The organism is Pseudogulbenkiania sp. MAI-1 (assembly GCF_000527175.1).
Lineage (GTDB): Bacteria > Pseudomonadota > Gammaproteobacteria > Burkholderiales > Chromobacteriaceae > Pseudogulbenkiania.
In genome coordinates this window covers 2075866-2091831 of record NZ_AZUR01000001.1, presented here as the reverse complement: position 1 = coordinate 2091831, position 15966 = coordinate 2075866, and the positions used below count along the sequence as shown (strand labels likewise).

General features: G+C 65.7%; 12 protein-coding genes. 7 read left to right on the top strand and 5 right to left on the bottom strand.

Annotated features, from left to right (window positions below):
- Positions 1–72: 72 nt before the first annotated feature.
- From PSEMAI1_RS0109785 to PSEMAI1_RS0109775, 3 genes are all read left to right on the top strand, one after another.
- Positions 73–402 carry a helix-turn-helix transcriptional regulator gene (locus PSEMAI1_RS0109785; RefSeq protein ID WP_084612658.1) on the top strand — a complete coding sequence of 110 codons (330 nt, stop codon included), beginning with the start codon at positions 73–75 and terminating at the stop codon, positions 400–402.
- Complete coding sequence (locus PSEMAI1_RS0109780; RefSeq protein WP_024302699.1) at positions 402–2282, top strand: MFS transporter; 1881 nt, start codon at positions 402–404, stop codon at positions 2280–2282. The genes PSEMAI1_RS0109785 and PSEMAI1_RS0109780 overlap by 1 nt, the downstream gene beginning before the upstream one ends.
- A 114-nt stretch (positions 2283–2396) precedes the next feature.
- Complete coding sequence (locus PSEMAI1_RS0109775; protein WP_232219881.1) at positions 2397–4958, top strand: DUF2339 domain-containing protein; 2562 nt, start codon at positions 2397–2399, stop codon at positions 4956–4958.
- Here PSEMAI1_RS0109775 and nhaR read toward each other — a convergent pair.
- Positions 4955–5875 (bottom strand): transcriptional activator NhaR, encoded by a 921-nt coding sequence (gene nhaR, locus PSEMAI1_RS0109770; RefSeq protein WP_024302697.1) that lies wholly within the window; start codon positions 5873–5875, stop codon positions 4955–4957. The two genes, PSEMAI1_RS0109775 and nhaR, sit on opposite strands and share 4 nt — an antisense overlap.
- A 104-nt stretch (positions 5876–5979) precedes the next feature.
- Between nhaR and htpX the strand changes: the two genes are divergently transcribed.
- The 3 genes from htpX (at position 5980) to PSEMAI1_RS0109755 (ending at position 8417) form a co-directional block, all read left to right on the top strand.
- Entirely contained in the window at positions 5980–6867 is an 888-nt protein-coding gene (gene htpX / locus PSEMAI1_RS0109765; protein WP_024302696.1) for a protease HtpX, read from the top strand.
- Positions 6868–6883: 16 nt separating this feature from the next.
- Positions 6884–7873 carry a TerC family protein gene (locus PSEMAI1_RS0109760; RefSeq protein ID WP_024302695.1) on the top strand — a complete coding sequence of 330 codons (990 nt, stop codon included), beginning with the start codon at positions 6884–6886 and terminating at the stop codon, positions 7871–7873.
- Positions 7874–8015: 142 nt separating this feature from the next.
- Positions 8016–8417 (top strand): hypothetical protein, encoded by a 402-nt coding sequence (locus PSEMAI1_RS0109755; protein WP_024302694.1) that lies wholly within the window; start codon positions 8016–8018, stop codon positions 8415–8417.
- Between the two features lie 69 nt (positions 8418–8486).
- Here PSEMAI1_RS0109755 and PSEMAI1_RS0109750 read toward each other — a convergent pair whose 3' ends face one another.
- Together PSEMAI1_RS0109750 and PSEMAI1_RS0109745 are read right to left on the bottom strand one after the other, a co-directional pair.
- Complete coding sequence (locus tag PSEMAI1_RS0109750) at positions 8487–11528, bottom strand: FAD-binding and (Fe-S)-binding domain-containing protein (protein ID WP_024302693.1); 3042 nt, start codon at positions 11526–11528, stop codon at positions 8487–8489.
- A gap of 223 nt (positions 11529–11751) precedes the next feature.
- The gene (locus PSEMAI1_RS0109745; protein ID WP_024302692.1) at positions 11752–12804 is read right to left on the bottom strand and encodes a DUF1338 domain-containing protein; all 1053 of its coding nucleotides are present in this window, start codon (positions 12802–12804) and stop codon (positions 11752–11754) included.
- 151 nt (positions 12805–12955) lie between these two features.
- Here PSEMAI1_RS0109745 and gcvA point away from each other — a divergent pair, with 151 nt between their 5' ends.
- Complete coding sequence (gene gcvA, locus PSEMAI1_RS0109740) at positions 12956–13885, top strand: transcriptional regulator GcvA (protein ID WP_024302691.1); 930 nt, start codon at positions 12956–12958, stop codon at positions 13883–13885.
- A 55-nt stretch (positions 13886–13940) separates the two neighbouring features.
- Here gcvA and PSEMAI1_RS0109735 read toward each other — a convergent pair whose 3' ends face one another.
- Both PSEMAI1_RS0109735 and astD read right to left on the bottom strand, forming a co-directional pair.
- On the bottom strand, positions 13941–14288 hold the full coding sequence (locus tag PSEMAI1_RS0109735) for a hypothetical protein (RefSeq protein ID WP_024302690.1): 348 nt from the start codon (positions 14286–14288) through the stop codon (positions 13941–13943).
- A gap of 198 nt (positions 14289–14486) precedes the next feature.
- On the bottom strand, positions 14487–15950 hold the full coding sequence (gene astD / locus PSEMAI1_RS0109730) for a succinylglutamate-semialdehyde dehydrogenase (RefSeq protein ID WP_024302689.1): 1464 nt from the start codon (positions 15948–15950) through the stop codon (positions 14487–14489).
- Positions 15951–15966: the final 16 nt, after the last annotated feature.

Sequence of the window (15966 nt, the reverse complement as noted above, 5' to 3'; positions counted from 1 at the left end):
CTACCCGTCGCGCACGCAGCCCGAGCAAGTCATTCAAACCCTTGTTTGTGGTGCTTGACACGTTAAGTCGACATGTCTAAATATATCGACATGAAAAACGACTATACCCAGGCCATTCCTCCCGAGTGGTACGCCATGTCCAAGGTGTTCGTCGCGCTGGGCGACGAACATCGGCAACGCATCCTGCTCTTGTTCGAGCCGGGGGATCGCCTGACCGTGGGGCAGATCGCCGAAGTATCGACGCTGTCGCGCCCCACCGTATCCCATCACCTCAAGATCCTGCGCGAAGCGGGCGTGCTGCAGTCCGAAAAGCAGGGCAAAGAAGTGTATTGCTGGATCAACAAGGCTTTTCTCGAGGAAAGCCTGTCCGCCGTCCTCACCTACCTGCGCGAGGCTACCTGATGTCGTCACAGTTCGGTCTGCTCAAAAGCCGTCGTTTTGCGCCCTTCTTCGGCACGCAGTTTCTTGGCGCCTTCAACGACAACCTGTTCAAGAACGCCCTGGTGGTCCTGCTCACCTTCCAGACCAGCCAGTGGACCTCGCTCAAGGCCGAGGTGCTGGCCAATCTGGCGGCGGGCATCTTCATCCTGCCCTTCTTCCTGTTCTCGGCCACGGCCGGACAGTTGGCCGACAAGTACGACAAGGCCAGGCTGGCACGGCTGGTGAAGGTGCTGGAGATGGTCATTATGGTGGTGGCCGCCGCCGGTTTCTGGCTGCACAGTCTCGCGGTGCTGCTGTCGGCTCTGTTCCTGCTGGGCCTGCATTCGACGCTGTTCGGTCCGGTCAAGTACGCCATCCTGCCGCAGCATCTGCATGAAACCGAACTGGTGGGCGGTAACGCCCTGGTCGAGGCCGGCACCTTCGTCGCCATCCTGATCGGCACGCTTGCCGGCGGGCTGCTGGCTGGGGCCGTCGAGCATCCGGCATGGATCGCCATGGGCGGCTTGCTGGTGGCCTTACTGGGCTTTCTCACCAGCCTGCGCATCCCAGCTGCCCCGGCGCCCGATGCCGGCCTGCAGGTCAATCCCAATCCCTTCACCGAAACCTGGCGCAACATCGGCTTTGCCCGGCAAAACCGTACCGTGTTCCTGTCCATTCTCGGCATCTCGTGGTTCTGGCTCTATGGCGCGCTGTTCCTCGCGCAGTTTCCGGCCTATGCCAAGAACGTGCTGGGCGGCAACGAGTCGGTCGTCACGCTATTGCTCGCCACCTTCACCGTCGGCATCGGGGTCGGCTCCCTGCTGTGCGAGCGGATGTCCGGCAAGCGCATCGAGATCGGCCTGGTGCCCTTCGGTTCCATCGGCCTGACCCTATTCGGCATCGACCTCGCCTTCGCGTCGCCCTCGGCCCTGCCCGCCGGCGCACCGCTCGGCCTCGGCGCGCTGCTGGGCGAGCCATGGGCCTGGCGGGTGCTGTTCGACCTCGTCATGCTCGGCATGTTCGGCGGCTTCTTCATCGTGCCGCTCTACGCGCTGGTGCAGTTGCGCAGCTCGCCCGCGCACCGCGCACGCATCATCGCCGCCAACAATATCGCCAACGCCCTGTTCATGGTGGTGGGAGCGCTGGCGGCGGCTGGCCTGCTCGGCGCCGGGCTGTCCATCCCTGCCCTGTTCGGCATCGCAGCGCTGTGCAATGCGGCAGTGGCGATCTACATCTATGGGCTGGTGCCCGAATTCATGCTGCGCTTCCTGGCCTGGCTGCTGATTCATGCCGCCTACCGGCTCGAGAAGAAGGGGCTGGAGCACATCCCTGTCGAGGGCCCTGCCCTGGTGATCTGCAACCATGTCAGCTTCGTCGATCCGGTCATCATCATGGGGGCTTCGCCGCGGCCGATCCGCTTCGTGATGGACCACCGCATCTTCAAGACGCCGATACTCAACTACATCTTCCGCCATTCGGGCGCCATTCCCATCGCCCCGGCCAAGGAAGACCCGGAGATGATGGAGCGGGCCTTTGCCGAAGTAGCCAAGGCGCTGGAAGCCGGTGATTTGGTCGGCATCTTCCCCGAAGGGCGCATTACCGATAACGGTGAGCTCTACCCCTTCCGTCCGGGCATTACCCGCATCCTGGAGGCCAACCCGGTGCCGGTGATCCCGCTGGCTCTGCAGGGCTTGTGGGGGAGCTTCTTCTCGCGCATCGACGGCCAGGCGATGAAGACGCCGTTCCGCCGCGGCTTCTTCTCCAGGATCGCCCTGATCGGGGCGCCGCCGGTGGCACCGGAGGATGCCGCACCGGACCATCTGCAGACGCTGGTCGGCGAGTTGCGCGGCGAACGCCGCTAGGGGGCGACTATGGGATGGTTTGGACTTCTGTTGTTTCTTGCCATCCTCATCGTGCTATCTCGGCGAGGTAGGCAGAGCGCTGTCGAGCGGCGTTTGCAGTGGCTCGAAGCACAAGTGTTCGGATTGCAACGCGAGACCGAAGCGTTGCGCCGGGAACTGGCGGCCTTGAAGGGACAGGCGGTTGAGACCGAAGAACCCGCTGAGCCTGTCCCGGCTGTGGAAGCCACCATCGAAGCCACGCCTCCGTTCATCGAAGAAGAGGCTGCGATGCCGCCCGGCGAGGCGGTCGCGCCGAAGTCGCCCCCACCCACACCGGTTGCCGTATCGGTAGAACCCGAGGCGATCAGGGAGCCTGTAATCCCCCTCTGGCAGCGCCTGCTCGCCGGCAACCTGCTGGCCAAGATCGGCGTGGTGCTGCTGTTTTTCGGCGTTGCCTCGGCCTTGCGCCTGGCTGCCGATTACGGCTTGCTGCCGGTGCCACTGCGCCTGTTGCTCGGCACGCTCGCTGGCGGAGCGATGATCGGCTTCGGCTGGAACCGCGTGCACAAGGGCGTGCAACCCACCTTCGGCATCGCCTTGCAAGGAGGCGGCTTTGCCATCCTCTACCTGATCGTCTATTTCATGCACGTGCGCTACGGCATGTTCGGGGCCACGTCCGCCTTCCTGCTGTTCGCCCTGCTGGGTGTGGCTTGCGTATTGTTTGCGGTAGCTCAGGATGGCGTGGTGCTGGCGTCCTTCGGTCTGGCCGGGGCCTTTGCCGCCCCGGTGCTGGCCGCCACCGGCAGCAATAATCCGACGCCGCTGTTCGCCTACTTCGCCCTGCTCAACACCTTCATCGTCGGCGTCTCCTGGTTCAAAAACTGGCGGCTGCTCAACGTCACCGGCTTTCTGATGACGATAGGCGTCGGCATGGCCTGGGCCATTGAGCATTACCGGGCCGACTATCACGGCATCAGCCAGGCCTTCCTGATCTTCTTCTGGGGGCTCTATTCGGCCATGCCGGCGCTGATGGCGCTGTTCCGCGCACCGGGCTGGGCCGGCTGGAGCGACGGCACGCTGGTTTTCGGCACGCCGCTGATCGGCTTCGCCCTGCAGTCGCAACTGGCCGCCGACCGTTACGAGCTGGCCTGGGCGGCGCTGGCGGCGGCGCTCTATTACCTGGCGCTGTGGGCGCTGCTATTCCGTCGCCGGGACGAAGCGCTACGCCTCCTGGAGCGCTGCCAGCTCGGTCTGGGCATCGCCTTCGGCACCCTGGTGGCACCGCTGGCCTTCGGCGTCCAGGTGACCGCCGCCTTCTGGTCTCTGGAAGGCGTGGCGGTGTTGTGGTTCGGCGTGGTGCAGCGCCGTCGGCTGGCGATGGTCAGTGGTAGCGGGTTGCAGGTGGCCGCCGCGGCTTACTTCCTGTATGGGCTGCCGCAGATGCAGACGGGCCTGCCGGTGATCAACGACATCTTCCTCGGCTTGGTCATGTTGGCCGGCGCCGGTTTGGCCAGCGCCCGCCTGCTACGGCGCTTCGACGAGCGAGTGGCGGCACCGGTGCTGCTCTGGGCCTTTTTCTGGTGGGGACTCGCCGGCTGGAGCGAGAGCGAGCGTCACTTGCCGTTAGTTCACAGCATCCCGGTGACGCTGACCTATATCGCCTTGTCACTGATCGCCCTCGAGATATTCGGACGACGCTCGGCGTGGAACGCGGCGCGCCATCTGTCGCTCTTGCTGCTGCCGGTGCTGTGGCTGGCGGCGGGTGCGGCCTGGCTGCACGGCCAGCACATGCTGTCCGGGCTGATGGTGCTGGCCCTGCCCTTGTCGCTGGCCGGGCATTATTGGCTGCTGGCCAGACAGCAGACGGACGGGATGGCGCTGTGGCCGGCGGTACGCCACCTCGGCGCTTTCTGGCTTGGCATGCTGCTGGTATCCGTCGAGCTGGCCTGGCTGGGTGATCGCCTGGCCCCCGGCGTGACGCTTTGGCCGGTATTGGCTTTGGCTGTCGGCCCACTCGGCGGTGTGTGGCTGGCGGTGGCCGGTGCCCGTCGCGGTCTGCCGCCGGTCGCTGCCGCGCCTTTTGTTTATCGTGGTCCGGGGGCTCTGTTGCCGGTGGCCTGGCTGGTCCTCTGGCTGTTGTGGACGGGCTTCGCGCATGACGGCGGCGGCTCCGGCCTGCCCTACGTGCCGCTGCTCAACCCCTTCGACCTGGTGCAGCTCGCCACACTGGCGACGCTCTACCGTTGGCTGCGGGGTTTCGAGGCGGAGCCTTGGCCCGGACTGCCGCTGCCGCGCGCCAACTGGGTCGGTGTCTTGGCCTTTGTCTGGATCAGTTGCCTGGCCGGGCGCATCGCCCATCACTGGGGCGGCGTGCCGTTCGAGCCGGACGCACTCTGGCATTCCACCCTGCTGCAGGCGATGCTGACCCTGCTCTGGACGACGACCGCCATCGCGGCCATGATCCGCGCCGCCGGCATCGGGCTGCGCTGGCTATGGCAGCTTGGCTTCGCCTTACTGGCGGTGGTGGGAGCCAAGCTGCTGTTCGTCGATCTGGCCAATGCCGGCACGCTGCTGTGGACCGGCTCGCTGATCGGCGTGGCGCTGCTGGTGCTGGCGGCCAGCTATTTCGCGCCGGTTCCTCCCGCCGGGGAAAAACGAGGTGGCACGGCCGATCAGGATGGCCGGCTGGGCGGCTAGGCGGTTCGGGACGGGTCGGACTCGCGCGCTTCGCTTCCCGAGCGCATCAGCACCTCGACGGCGCTGTGCTGCAGCTTGCGGCGGTTGGCGATGGCGTAGTAATGCTCAAAGACGCCACTCACCTCCCCCGCCACTTCGACCTCGAACTGGCGCGTGATGTCGTCCACCTGAAACGAGGGTGCCGGAAACAGGCCGACGCCCTGGCGACCGAAGGTCTTGAGCAGGGCGCCATCCTCGAATTCGCCGACGATGTCGGGCTTGATGTTTTCCGCTTCGAACCATTGCTCGAGCTGGCTGCGCAGTACGTTGTCCCGCGTCGGCAGCAGCATCGGCGCGCGCGCCAGGCTGCGCGGGAAGTCGTGCCGGTAGCGGCCGCACAGCTCGGCCGTGCCGAAGATCATCACCGGGCAGCGCGCCAATAGCGTGGAGACGAAGGGCTGCTGCCCTCCCGCCGGCACCGGACGGTCGGCCAGCACCACGTCGAGGCGGTGCAGCGCCAGCTCGGCCAAGAGTTCGTCGAAGGCGCCCTCGGTGCAGATCAGGCGCACGCGCTGTTCACCCGTCAGCACCGGTTCCAGCAAACGATAGGACACGGTCTTGGGCAGCACGTCGGTGATGCCGGCCGCGAGCCGTATCGTCGAACCCAGCGTCTCGTCCTCCAGGGTTTCCTGCAGCGTCTCCCCCAGCATGAAGATCTGATCGGCGTATTGCAGCGCCACGCGGCCGGCTTCGGTCAGCACCAGGTTGCGCCCCTGCTGCGTGAACAGCGCCTTGCCGAGCGCCCGTTCCAGTTTCGATATCTGGCCGCTGACGGTCTGCGCGCTCATGCCCAGGCGCTCGGCCGCACGGTTGACCCCGCCCTCGCGGGCGACGGCCCAGAAGTAATGAAGGTGCTTGTAGTTGAGGAGCTCTCTCATGTCGTTTCGAATAAATCGAATTGTTCATGTGATTTTATTCGATTTTATCTTTCCCTGTCAGGGCCTATGCTGTCAGCACGATTCAACAACCCCGGATAACCATCATGAAACGTGTCCTGTTATTCCTCGTGACCAACCTTGCCGTGATGCTGGTGCTGAGCATCGCGGCCCATCTTCTGGGCGTGAACCGCTTTCTCACCGCCAACGGGCTGAACCTCGGCATGCTTCTGGCGTTCGCTGCGCTGATGGGCTTCGGCGGTTCCTTCATTTCGTTGCTGATGTCCAAGACCATCGCCAAGTGGAGCACCGGCGCCCGCGTCATCGACAATCCCTCCCACCCGACCGAGCGCTGGCTGGTGGCCACGGTGCAGAAGCTGGCCACCCGCGCCGGCCTGCCGATGCCGGAGGTGGCGGTGTACGAGGGCGAACCCAACGCCTTTGCCACCGGCGCCAGCAAGTCGAGCTCGCTGGTAGCGGTATCGACCGGGCTGCTCGCCTCGATGACGGAAGAGGAAGTCGAGGCGGTGCTGGCGCACGAGATCGCCCACATCAAGAACGGTGACATGGTCACCCTGACGCTGATTCAGGGTGTGGTGAACACCTTCGTGTTCTTCCTGGCACGCGTGGTGGGCTATCTGGTCGATAGCTTCCTGCGCCGCAACGACGACGAGGAGGCCTCTTCCGGTCCCGGCATCGGCTACATGGTGACCGTGATCGTGTGCGAGATCGTGTTCGGCATCCTGGCCTCTGCCATCGTCATGTACTTCTCGCGTCAGCGTGAGTTCCGTGCCGACGCCGGGGCCGCCCAGTTGATGGGGTCGCGCCAGCCGATGATCGCCGCGCTGTACCGCCTGGGCGGCATGGAACCGGGCGCGCTGCCTCAGGGTATGGCCGCCTCGGGCATTTCCGGCGGCAAGGGCGGGCTGATGGCGCTGTTCGCCAGCCACCCGAGCATTGAAGAGCGCGTCAGCGCGCTGCAGACCCGCTCGTAACGATTAAGGAATACTGATGGACTGGATTTTCATCTCCGTTATCGGCTACCCGCTCTGGGTCTGGCTGATGTTCATGACGCTGGTGGTGGCGCTGCTGGCCTTCGACCTGGGCGTCTTGCACAAGGACCAGCATGAAATCAGCGTGAAGGAGAGCCTGAAGCTGTCGGCTTTCTACATCGCCATGGGGCTGGCGTTCGGTGGCTGGATCTGGTGGTACAGGGGTTCGGATGCCGGCATGCAGTACTTCACCGGCTATCTGATCGAGAAATCGCTGTCGATGGACAACATCTTCGTGATGTCCTTGATCTTCACCAGCCTGGCGGTGCCGCGCATCTACCAGCACCGCGTGCTGTTCTGGGGCATCCTGGGGGTGATCGTGATGCGCGCGGTGATGATCGGCCTGGGCGCGGCGCTGGTGGCCGAGTTCCAGTGGATGCTGGTGATCTTCGGCCTGTTCCTGGTGGCGACCGGCGTCAAGATGCTGTTTGCCGACGACGAGCATCCGTCGCTGGAGAAGAACCGGATGTACCGTTGGCTGAAAGGCCATATGCGCCTGACGCCGACCCTGCACGAGCAGCATTTCTGGGTGCGCGGCGAGCAGCATGGACTGGCGCGCGGCTGGTGGGCGACGCCGCTGTTGCTGGCGCTGATCATGGTGGAGTCGGCCGACGTGGTGTTCGCGGTGGACAGCATCCCGGCGATCTTCGCCATCACCCAGGACCCGTTCATCGTCTACACCTCGAACATCTTCGCGGTGCTGGGGCTGCGCGCCTTGTACTTCGCGCTGGCGGCGATGGTGCATCGCTTCCATTACCTGAAGTACGCGCTGTCGCTGGTATTGGTGTTCATCGGCAGCAAGGTGGGTCTGGTCTACCTGCACGATATCGGCTGGACCAGCTTCAAGATCCCGACCGCCCTGTCGCTGTCGGTGACGTTTGGGCTGCTGCTGTCGGGCGTGCTGTTCTCGCTCTACAAAACCCGTAACGACGCGACGCCGAGCGCCTGATCGGCGCTTTGTGCCGGCCCCTTTCAATGGGGCCGGTGCGGCAGGCGCGTGACGGGCGTGCCCATCGCGGGGAACCCTGGCGGATTATGACGGTCGTATCAGACCTTGGCGTAAAACGCCAATTCTGGACAAGGAGATTCGCATGACTACCAAGACTACGCTGATGTCGCTGTGCGTAGCCCTGACGCTAGCCGCTGCCCAGAGTGTTTTGGCTGCAAACGACCATGCCGGTGGCGAACATGGCGGGAAGGGTTCCGGAGGCTCGGGCGGGGGTGCCGGCGGTGTGTCGGCCGACCACATGAGTTCCAACGGCCTCAGCAACACCAACTCGCAGTCCCTGTCGACTTCAACCCGCGGTCTCGACCGTGCCCAGTTGCGCATGAGTGCCACCGGCCTCAGCAACACCAATGCCCAGGCGCTTCCCTCCTCGACCCAAGGCCTTGACCGTGCCGCACTGCGCAGGAGTGTCACTAGCCAGGAGAACGAGCGCACCAACCTGAAAACCGAAACGGAGACCGAAACGGAGTCGGGCACGACACGCTGACCCGGGTTTCCTTCCCATCCACGACGGAGGGCGCCACTACGGCGCCCTCCGTTTTGTTTTGCGGCCGGTTCAGCCAGCCGTGGCCAGGGCGCGCAGCAGTGCGCTCGCCGGATGCGGCAGTGTCACCCCGTCGATCAGCGCCGTCTGGCAGCGGCAGGAGTAGCCGGTGGCGAGCAGGCGCCCTTCTTCCTGATGTTTGGAAACAATGCCCTTCCAGCTCAACTCGTAGAGATGCTCCGACATGGCGCGCTTGTCGGCTTCGTGGCCGTAGGTGCCGGCCATGCCACAGCAGCCGGCGGACTGGGTCTTGAGGGTGAGGCCGAGCGCGGCGAAGACCTTCTGCCAGTCACCCACTGCGGCTGGCGCGTTGGTCTTTTCGGTGCAGTGCGGCAGCAGGGTGTAGGCCATGTCCTCTCCGCTCAGGACAACAGGCAGCCGGTCCGACTGGCCTGCCAGCCATTCCTGCAGCAGGTGCACCGCCGGTACGTTTTCCTTGCCCAGGGCCTTGGCGTACTCGCTGCGGTAAGTCAGCGTCATCGAGGGGTCGATGCCGACCAGCGGCACGCCGCCGGCAGCCAGTTCGCCCAACGCCGCCACGTTGGCCGACGCCACGCGCCGGAAGCGGCCGAGAAAGCCGTGCACGTGCAGCGGCTTGCCGTTGGGGCGGAACGGCGCCAGCAGGGGCACGAAGCCGAGCCGGCGCAAGAGCTCGAACACGTCGAGTACCAGCGGCGTCTCGAAATGGCTGGTGAAGGCGTCCTGCACCACGATCACGGCACGCTGCTGGTCTGCTTCCGTCAGGCCGTGCAGTGCCGCCGGCGTAGCGACGGCGAAACCACGACACCGTAGTTCGGCCTGCAGGTCGATACCGGTGAGCAAGGGGCTTTCGACCAGGTTCAGCTTTTTCAGCAGCGCCCGGCCTGCTCGGCTGCCGACCACGGCGTTGTACAGCCACGGCGCGCGCGCCGCCCACGGCAGCAGGCTTTCCAGAGAAGCGATGAAGTGGTCCTTGAGCGGGCGCAGGTAGCGGCCGTAGTAGAGCTCGAGGAACTTGGCACGGAATTCCGGCACGTCGACCTTGATCGGGCACTGGCCGACGCAGGATTTGCAGGCCAGGCAGCCCTGCATCGCTTCCATCACCTCGTGCGAAAAGTCGGCTTCGCCGCGCTTCTTGGCCAGGGTGTTCTTGAGCTTGCCGCCCAGGTTGGCGAATAGGCCGGAACTGCGCAGCCGTGCGCTTTCCGTCAGCGGGTCGACGCCGGCGGCAGCGAGCTGGCGCAGCCATTCGCGCAGCAGCGAGGCGCGTCCTTTCGGGGAGTGGCGCCGCTCGCGCGTGCCCTTCCACGACGGGCACATGGCGTCGTCCGGGTCGAAGTTGTAACAGGCGCCGTTGCCGTTGCAGTGCAGCGCTTCGTCGAAGCCCTGGCGCACGGCGATGGGGATGGTGCGGTCGTGCTGGCCGCGCGTCGGCACCTGATCGATCTTCCAGAGTTCCGCGCCGGCCGGGGTGGCGATCTTGCCGGGATTGAGCTGGTTGTGCGGGTCGAACGCCGCTTTGATCTGCTGCAGGCAGGGATAGAGCGGGCCGAAGAATTCCGGCGCGTATTCCGAGCGCACGCCCTTGCCGTGCTCTCCCCACAGCAGGCCATGGTACTTGCGCGTGAGCGCCACCACGCCGTCGGTAATGGTTCGTACCAGCCGTTCCTGCTGCGGGTCCTTCATGTCGATGGCCGGGCGCACGTGCAGCACGCCGGCGTCGACGTGGCCGAACATGCCGTAGCTCACGCCGTGGCTGTCGAGCAAGGCGCGGAACTCGGCGATGTAGTCAGCGAGGTGCTCCGGCGGCACGGCGGTGTCCTCGACGAAGGGAATCGGCCGCGCTCCGCCCTGCTGGTTGCCGAGCAGGCCGACCGATTTCTTGCGCATGCCCCAGATGCGGTTCACCGCCGCCGCGCCGCGTGCCACGGTGTAGCCGAGGCGGCCGTTGGCCTTGCCCTCGGCGGCGAGCCGGCTTTCCACGGCGGCGAGCTGGCGCTCCAGTTCCTCCTCGCTGTCGGCCAGGAATTCGACCAGGTTGATGCCCTGCGCCGGCGTGGCGTCGTCGGGGAAGAACTCGCGCACGCCGTGCCAGACGATGTCCTGCCGAGCCAGACCCAGCACCTTGGAATCGACCGTTTCGATCGAGGCCGCACCCAGCGCCATCAGGGCCGGCGCATCGCGCAGCGCGGCGTCGAAACTGGTGTAGCGCATGTTGACGAGTGCGCTGGCGCGCGGAATCGGCAGCACGCCCAGCTTGGCCTCGGCGACGAGGCCCAGCGTGCCCTCCGCGCCGCACAGGATGCTGTTGGGATTGAAACGACCTTGTTCGTCGCGGATATGGGCGAGGTCGTAGCCGGTCAGGCAGCGGTTGAGCTTAGGGAATTTCTCCGCGATCAGCGCGGCATGGTCGCGCTGGATGGTATCGAGCAGCTGGTGCACCGCGCCGATCTTGTCGTCGCGCTGCTTGATCGTGTCCAGCTCGGCCTCGGTCAGCGGGGCGGAATGCCAGACCGTGCCATCGAGCAGGACGGTGTGCAGTTCCAGCACGTGGTCGCGCGTCTTGCCGTACAGGCAGGAGCCCTGGCCGCTGGCGTCGGTATTGATCATGCCGCCGATGGTGGCGCGGTTCGAGGTCGACAGCTCCGGGGCGAAGAACAAACCGTAGGGCTTGAGTGCCGCGTTGAGCTGGTCCTTGACTACCCCGGCCTCGACCCGCACCCAGCGCTCTTGGGCGTTGATTTCGAGGATACGGTTCATGTGGCGCGATACGTCCACCACCAGCCCGTCGGTGAGCGACTGGCCGTTGGTGCCGGTGCCGCCGCCGCGCGGGCTCAGCTTCAGCGAGGCGAAGCGCGGCTCGGCGGCGAGGCGGGCGATCAGGCTCAGATCGTCGACGTTTTTCGGAAACGCCACCGCTTGCGGCAGCAACTGGTAGATCGAGTTGTCGGTGGCCAGCACCGTGCGGTCGGCATGGGACGAGCTCACTTCGCCGCCGAAGCCGCGTACCTGCAGTTCGGCGATGAAGTCGAGATAGAGCGAGGTGGAAGGCTCGGCGGTCAGACGGGGGATCATGGTGTAACTCTGGGTGTGGGTGGTCGTCTGGGCGAAAAAAGAGCCCGCGCCGAAGCGCGGGCCGTACGGGCTTCCGGTCCAGGGAAGTTCTTTGCTGCGCTACGGCCTTAACGCGTAGGATGGGTGGAGCGAAGCGTAACCCATCGGTCGATGTCGATGATGGGTTCCACCCCTCCTACGAATGTTCAAGATGCAAAGGCATAGCCGCCTGATGGAACAGGTTTTAGCAGGCGGCCGCGGTCATCTTGAAGATGCCCTGCGCGTTGGAGCTATCGAAGCGCAGGTCGAGCTTGCTCTCGCCGGTGGCCGGGTCGACGATGCGGTCGCGGGTGATGAACTCGTAGAACGAACCCGGCACTACGCGCGTCACGCGCGAGCCGTCGGCGGCGATGAACTCGCGCTCGACGCGGGTGGCCTTGAACGCGGTCTGGCGTACCGAACCGGCGGCCGAGACTTCGACCTTGTCCTTGATCGGCAGGCCCTGGGCGCGCAGCGCGTCGGCCACGGCAAACACGTCGTCGACGTGATCGGTGGCGTGGTTGAAGGCGTTGCCCTCGGTGGAGATCCAGGCCATTTCGGCCGATTCTTCCAGCAGGGTCTGGTAGGCGGCGAGGGTCGGGGTGGCGTGCTGCACGTCGAAACAGCCCACCAGTTCCGGCAGCAGCTCGACGGCCTCGGCGAACGGCAGGGCGCGGGCGTCGGCGAGCTTGGCCAGCAGTTCCTTGGCGCGCTCGGACAGCGGATCGCGCGAGGTGCTCAGCACTTCGTTCACCGCCGCCTGGAAGGCCGGCGAGAACTGGTCGGCGTGCAGTTCGGAGACGAAGAACTGGGCGACCAGCTCCGGCGCGTCCTGGTGGCAGTAGGCGCGGCCGGTCATCTTCAGGCGGGCCAGCGGATAGACGCCGGCCACGGCAAAGCCCAGCGGCTTGAGGAAGCGCTTGAACGCGAGCTCACCCATCGGCAGCGCGCCGGTGTCGGCGGCGGTCACGGTGCGCAGCGCGCCGTGGTCGAACACCACCTTGCCGCCCTCGGCCATCTTGGCGGTGACGTAGGTCTTGCCTTCCGGCACGGCTTCCAGGTTCTTGGCGAACAGCAGCATGTTCATCGCCTGCGCCAGCACCACGCGCGGCACCGTCGCCGGGCGCACCGGGGCGGTGAGCAGGGTGTCGTCGACCTCGATCATGTCGAACAGGGCGCGGGTGCCTGCCTGGCCGGCGACGGCCTCGAGCAGTTGCCACAGTTGGCTGGTTTCTACGTTCGCGTTGACTTGTGCCATTCCGGAATACCTCTGGTTCTGTTTCCGGCAGTCCAGGGCAGCGGGCCCACCCCGCTGTCGCTGCCGTGCGTTAAGCAAAGTCTCGATTTTTTTACGGTTTGGCTCAAGCGATGTATTCTGCTGACTTCATGCTAAAAACTCATCAACTATCATGCGCCGTACCCTCCCCTCGCTGATGGCCTTGCAGTGTTTCGAGGCCGCCGTCCGCCACTTGAGCTTCACCCGTGCCGCCGAAGAGCTGAACCTGACGCAAAGCGCGGTCAGCCGCCAGATCCGCGCGCTGGAGGATTTCATCGGCCGGCCGCTGTTCGAGCGCGTCAAGCAGCGCCTGGTGCTGACCGTGGCGGGCGAAGCCTATGCCGCGGCGGTACAGGACGTGCTCGACCGCGCCGAGGCCGCCACCTTGCAATTGATGGCGCACAGCGGCGAAGGCGGCGTGCTCACCATCGCCATCCTGCCCACCTTCGGCTCGCGCTGGCTGGTGCCCCGGCTGGGCGATTTCACGGCGCACTATCCGGATATCCAGCTCAACCTGGTGACCCAGGTGCGGCCGTTCGATTTCGACAAGGTGGAGGCCGACGTGGCGATCCACTTCGGCCCCGCGCTGTGGCCGGGGGCGATCTGTCATCGGCTGATGGGCGAAGACATCGTGCCGGTGTGCGCGCCGGCACTGCTGGGCGGCAAGGCGCCGCTGTCCGACGTGCGCGAGCTGTTCGGCTATACGCTGCTGCAGCACACCACGCGCCCGCAGGCGTGGAACGACTGGCTGCACGCCGCCGGGGTGGAGGGCTTTACCGGTAATGAGGGCGGGCTGCTGACCGGACCGCGCTTCGAGCATTTCTTCATGGTGATCCAGGCCGCCGTGGCCGGGCTCGGCATCGCGGTGCTGCCGCAGTTTCTGGTGGCGGAAGAGCTGCAGAGCGGGCGCCTGGTGGTGGCGGTGGACAGGCCGGTGCAGAGCCAGCATGCCTACTACCTGGTGCATCCGGCGACCAAGGCCGACCTCTACAAGGTGCGCGTGTTCCGCGAATGGCTGCTGGAGCAGGCCGCGCGGGAGGGGGCAATGCAAGCGGCGGGCTGACCGCGCATTTCAACAGTCGACCGCGCCCACGCCGCCGACTGATGAAATGGGCCCATCAGTGCATGAAAGTCAGGTATCCCCACAGCACTACGATATTCGACATCAGGGCAAAACCGACCGAGAAACTGATGCCGGAAAACAACGCCCAGGCGCGGAATACCTCGTACCAGTCCGGCACCACCTCCGCCAGCGACTTGGCCAGGTGGTGGCTGGCCAAGAGCAGCGCGCACAGGATCGCCCACTTGATCAGATAGCCCGGCAGGTATTTGCGCTGCTGACGGTTGTAGCGGTAGTTCTGCTCGCGCAGCATGTGGTCGCCCTGCGAGACGTCGCGGAACAGCCAGTAAGGAATGAAATACAGATACAGCAGGTGGAGCAAGCCGGGTTCCGTCGTGTTCTGCATGACAGTCCCTCCCCCTTGTCTAAGTCTAGTGGTGAACTTTCCCCCGGTTCTGACCGGGATGGCATCTCGAACGTTCCTGCTCCGAACTATAGTCGCTGACGCCGGGAGGCCCCACCCTCATCCCCGCCCGAAACGAAAAAAAGGCAGCCCGGTTTGCACCGGACTGCCCAACACCGACGGAACTTCCCCAGACAAAACTTAGAACGACATCCCCGGCGCCAGTTGTGCCGGCATGGCCAGCGTCGGCGCTTCCACCGAGGCCATCGGGTAGGCGCAGTAGTCGGCCGCGTAATAGGCGCCCGGGCGATGGTTGCCCGAGTAGCCGACGCCTCCGAACGGCGCGGCGGACGAGGCGCCGTTGGTCGGCTTGTTCCAGTTCACCACGCCGGCGCGGATGTCCTGGTTGAAGCGCTCCCACAGCGCCGCATCATCGGCCAGCAGCGCCGCCGACAGGCCGTACTCGGTGTCGTTGGCGATCTCGAGCGCGAGCTCGAAGTCGCGGTAGCGGATGATCTGCGTGAGCGGGCCGAAGTATTCTTCGTCCGGCAGCTCGGCCACGTCGGTGACGTCGATAATGCCCGGCGTGACGAAGGCCTTGCCCTCTTCCAGCTGGCGCATTTCCAGGATCGGCTTGGCGCCCAGCGCGATCAGGCGCTGCTGGGCGGCTAGCATGCCCTGCGCGGCCTTGAGCGACACCATCGCCCCCATGAATGGCTGCGGCTCGGCGTCGAAGGCGCCGATGGTCAGCTTGCTGGCCACTTCGGCCAGGCGCGCGACGAAGCGGTCGCCGAATTCGCCGTGCGGCACCAGCATGCGGCGCGCGCAGGTGCAGCGCTGGCCGGCCGACAGGAAGGCGGACTGGATGGCGTGGTGCACGGCAGCGTCGAGGTCTGCGCACTCGGCGACCAGCAGCGGGTTGTTGCCGCCCATCTCCAGCGCCAGCATGAAGCCGGGACGGCCGGCGAACTGGCGGTGCAAGGCGGTGCCGGTCTGCGAGCTGCCGGTGAAGAACAGCCCGTCGAGATCGGTGTGCTGCGCCAGGGCGATACCGGTATCGCGCTCGCCTTGCAGCAGGTTGATCACGCCGGCCGGAACGCCGGCTTTCTCCCACAGCTTGATGGTCAGCTCGGCCACCAGCGGGGTCAGTTCGGACGGCTTGAACAGCACGGTGTTGCCGGCGATCAGGGCCGGCACGATGTGACCGTTCGGCAGGTGACCGGGGAAGTTGTACGGCCCGTACACCGCCACCACGCCGTGCGGGCGATGGCGCAGCACGGAGCTGTCGCCGGCGAGATCGGCGCGGTGTTCACCGGTGCGCTCGTTGTAGGAGCGGATCGAGATCTCGATCTTGCCGATCATCGCCGCCACTTCCTGGCGCGATTCCCACAGCGGCTTGCCGGTTTCCAGGCCGATGGTCTGTGCCAGTTCTTCCTTGTGCTCGCCCAGCACTTCGGCAAAGCGGCGCACCAGGGCCAGGCGCTCGGCGAGCGCGGTGCGGCGCCAGCCGGCGAAGGCGCGGCGTGCGGCGATGAAGGCGGCGTCGATGTCTTCGGCCGCAGCGGCGCGGCCTTCCCAGACCGGCAGGCCGCTGGCAGGGTTGAGCGAGACGAAGGCCGGGCCGTGGCCGGTGGTCCAGGCGCCGTCGATGAACAGTTGGCTCATGTGGTTTCTTTCCATG

Coding starts and splice junctions, on each gene's coding strand:
- PSEMAI1_RS0109785 (WP_084612658.1), top strand. CDS start 73: ATGTCTAAATATATCGACATGAAAAACGACTATACCCAGGCCATTCCT.
- PSEMAI1_RS0109780 (WP_024302699.1), top strand. CDS start 402: ATGTCGTCACAGTTCGGTCTGCTCAAAAGCCGTCGTTTTGCGCCCTTC.
- nhaR (WP_024302697.1), bottom strand. CDS start 5,875: ATGAGAGAGCTCCTCAACTACAAGCACCTTCATTACTTCTGGGCCGTC.
- htpX (WP_024302696.1), top strand. CDS start 5,980: ATGAAACGTGTCCTGTTATTCCTCGTGACCAACCTTGCCGTGATGCTG.
- PSEMAI1_RS0109760 (WP_024302695.1), top strand. CDS start 6,884: ATGGACTGGATTTTCATCTCCGTTATCGGCTACCCGCTCTGGGTCTGG.
- PSEMAI1_RS0109755 (WP_024302694.1), top strand. CDS start 8,016: ATGACTACCAAGACTACGCTGATGTCGCTGTGCGTAGCCCTGACGCTA.
- PSEMAI1_RS0109750 (WP_024302693.1), bottom strand. CDS start 11,528: ATGATCCCCCGTCTGACCGCCGAGCCTTCCACCTCGCTCTATCTCGAC.
- PSEMAI1_RS0109745 (WP_024302692.1), bottom strand. CDS start 12,804: ATGGCACAAGTCAACGCGAACGTAGAAACCAGCCAACTGTGGCAACTG.
- gcvA (WP_024302691.1), top strand. CDS start 12,956: ATGCGCCGTACCCTCCCCTCGCTGATGGCCTTGCAGTGTTTCGAGGCC.
- PSEMAI1_RS0109735 (WP_024302690.1), bottom strand. CDS start 14,288: ATGCAGAACACGACGGAACCCGGCTTGCTCCACCTGCTGTATCTGTAT.
- astD (WP_024302689.1), bottom strand. CDS start 15,950: ATGAGCCAACTGTTCATCGACGGCGCCTGGACCACCGGCCACGGCCCG.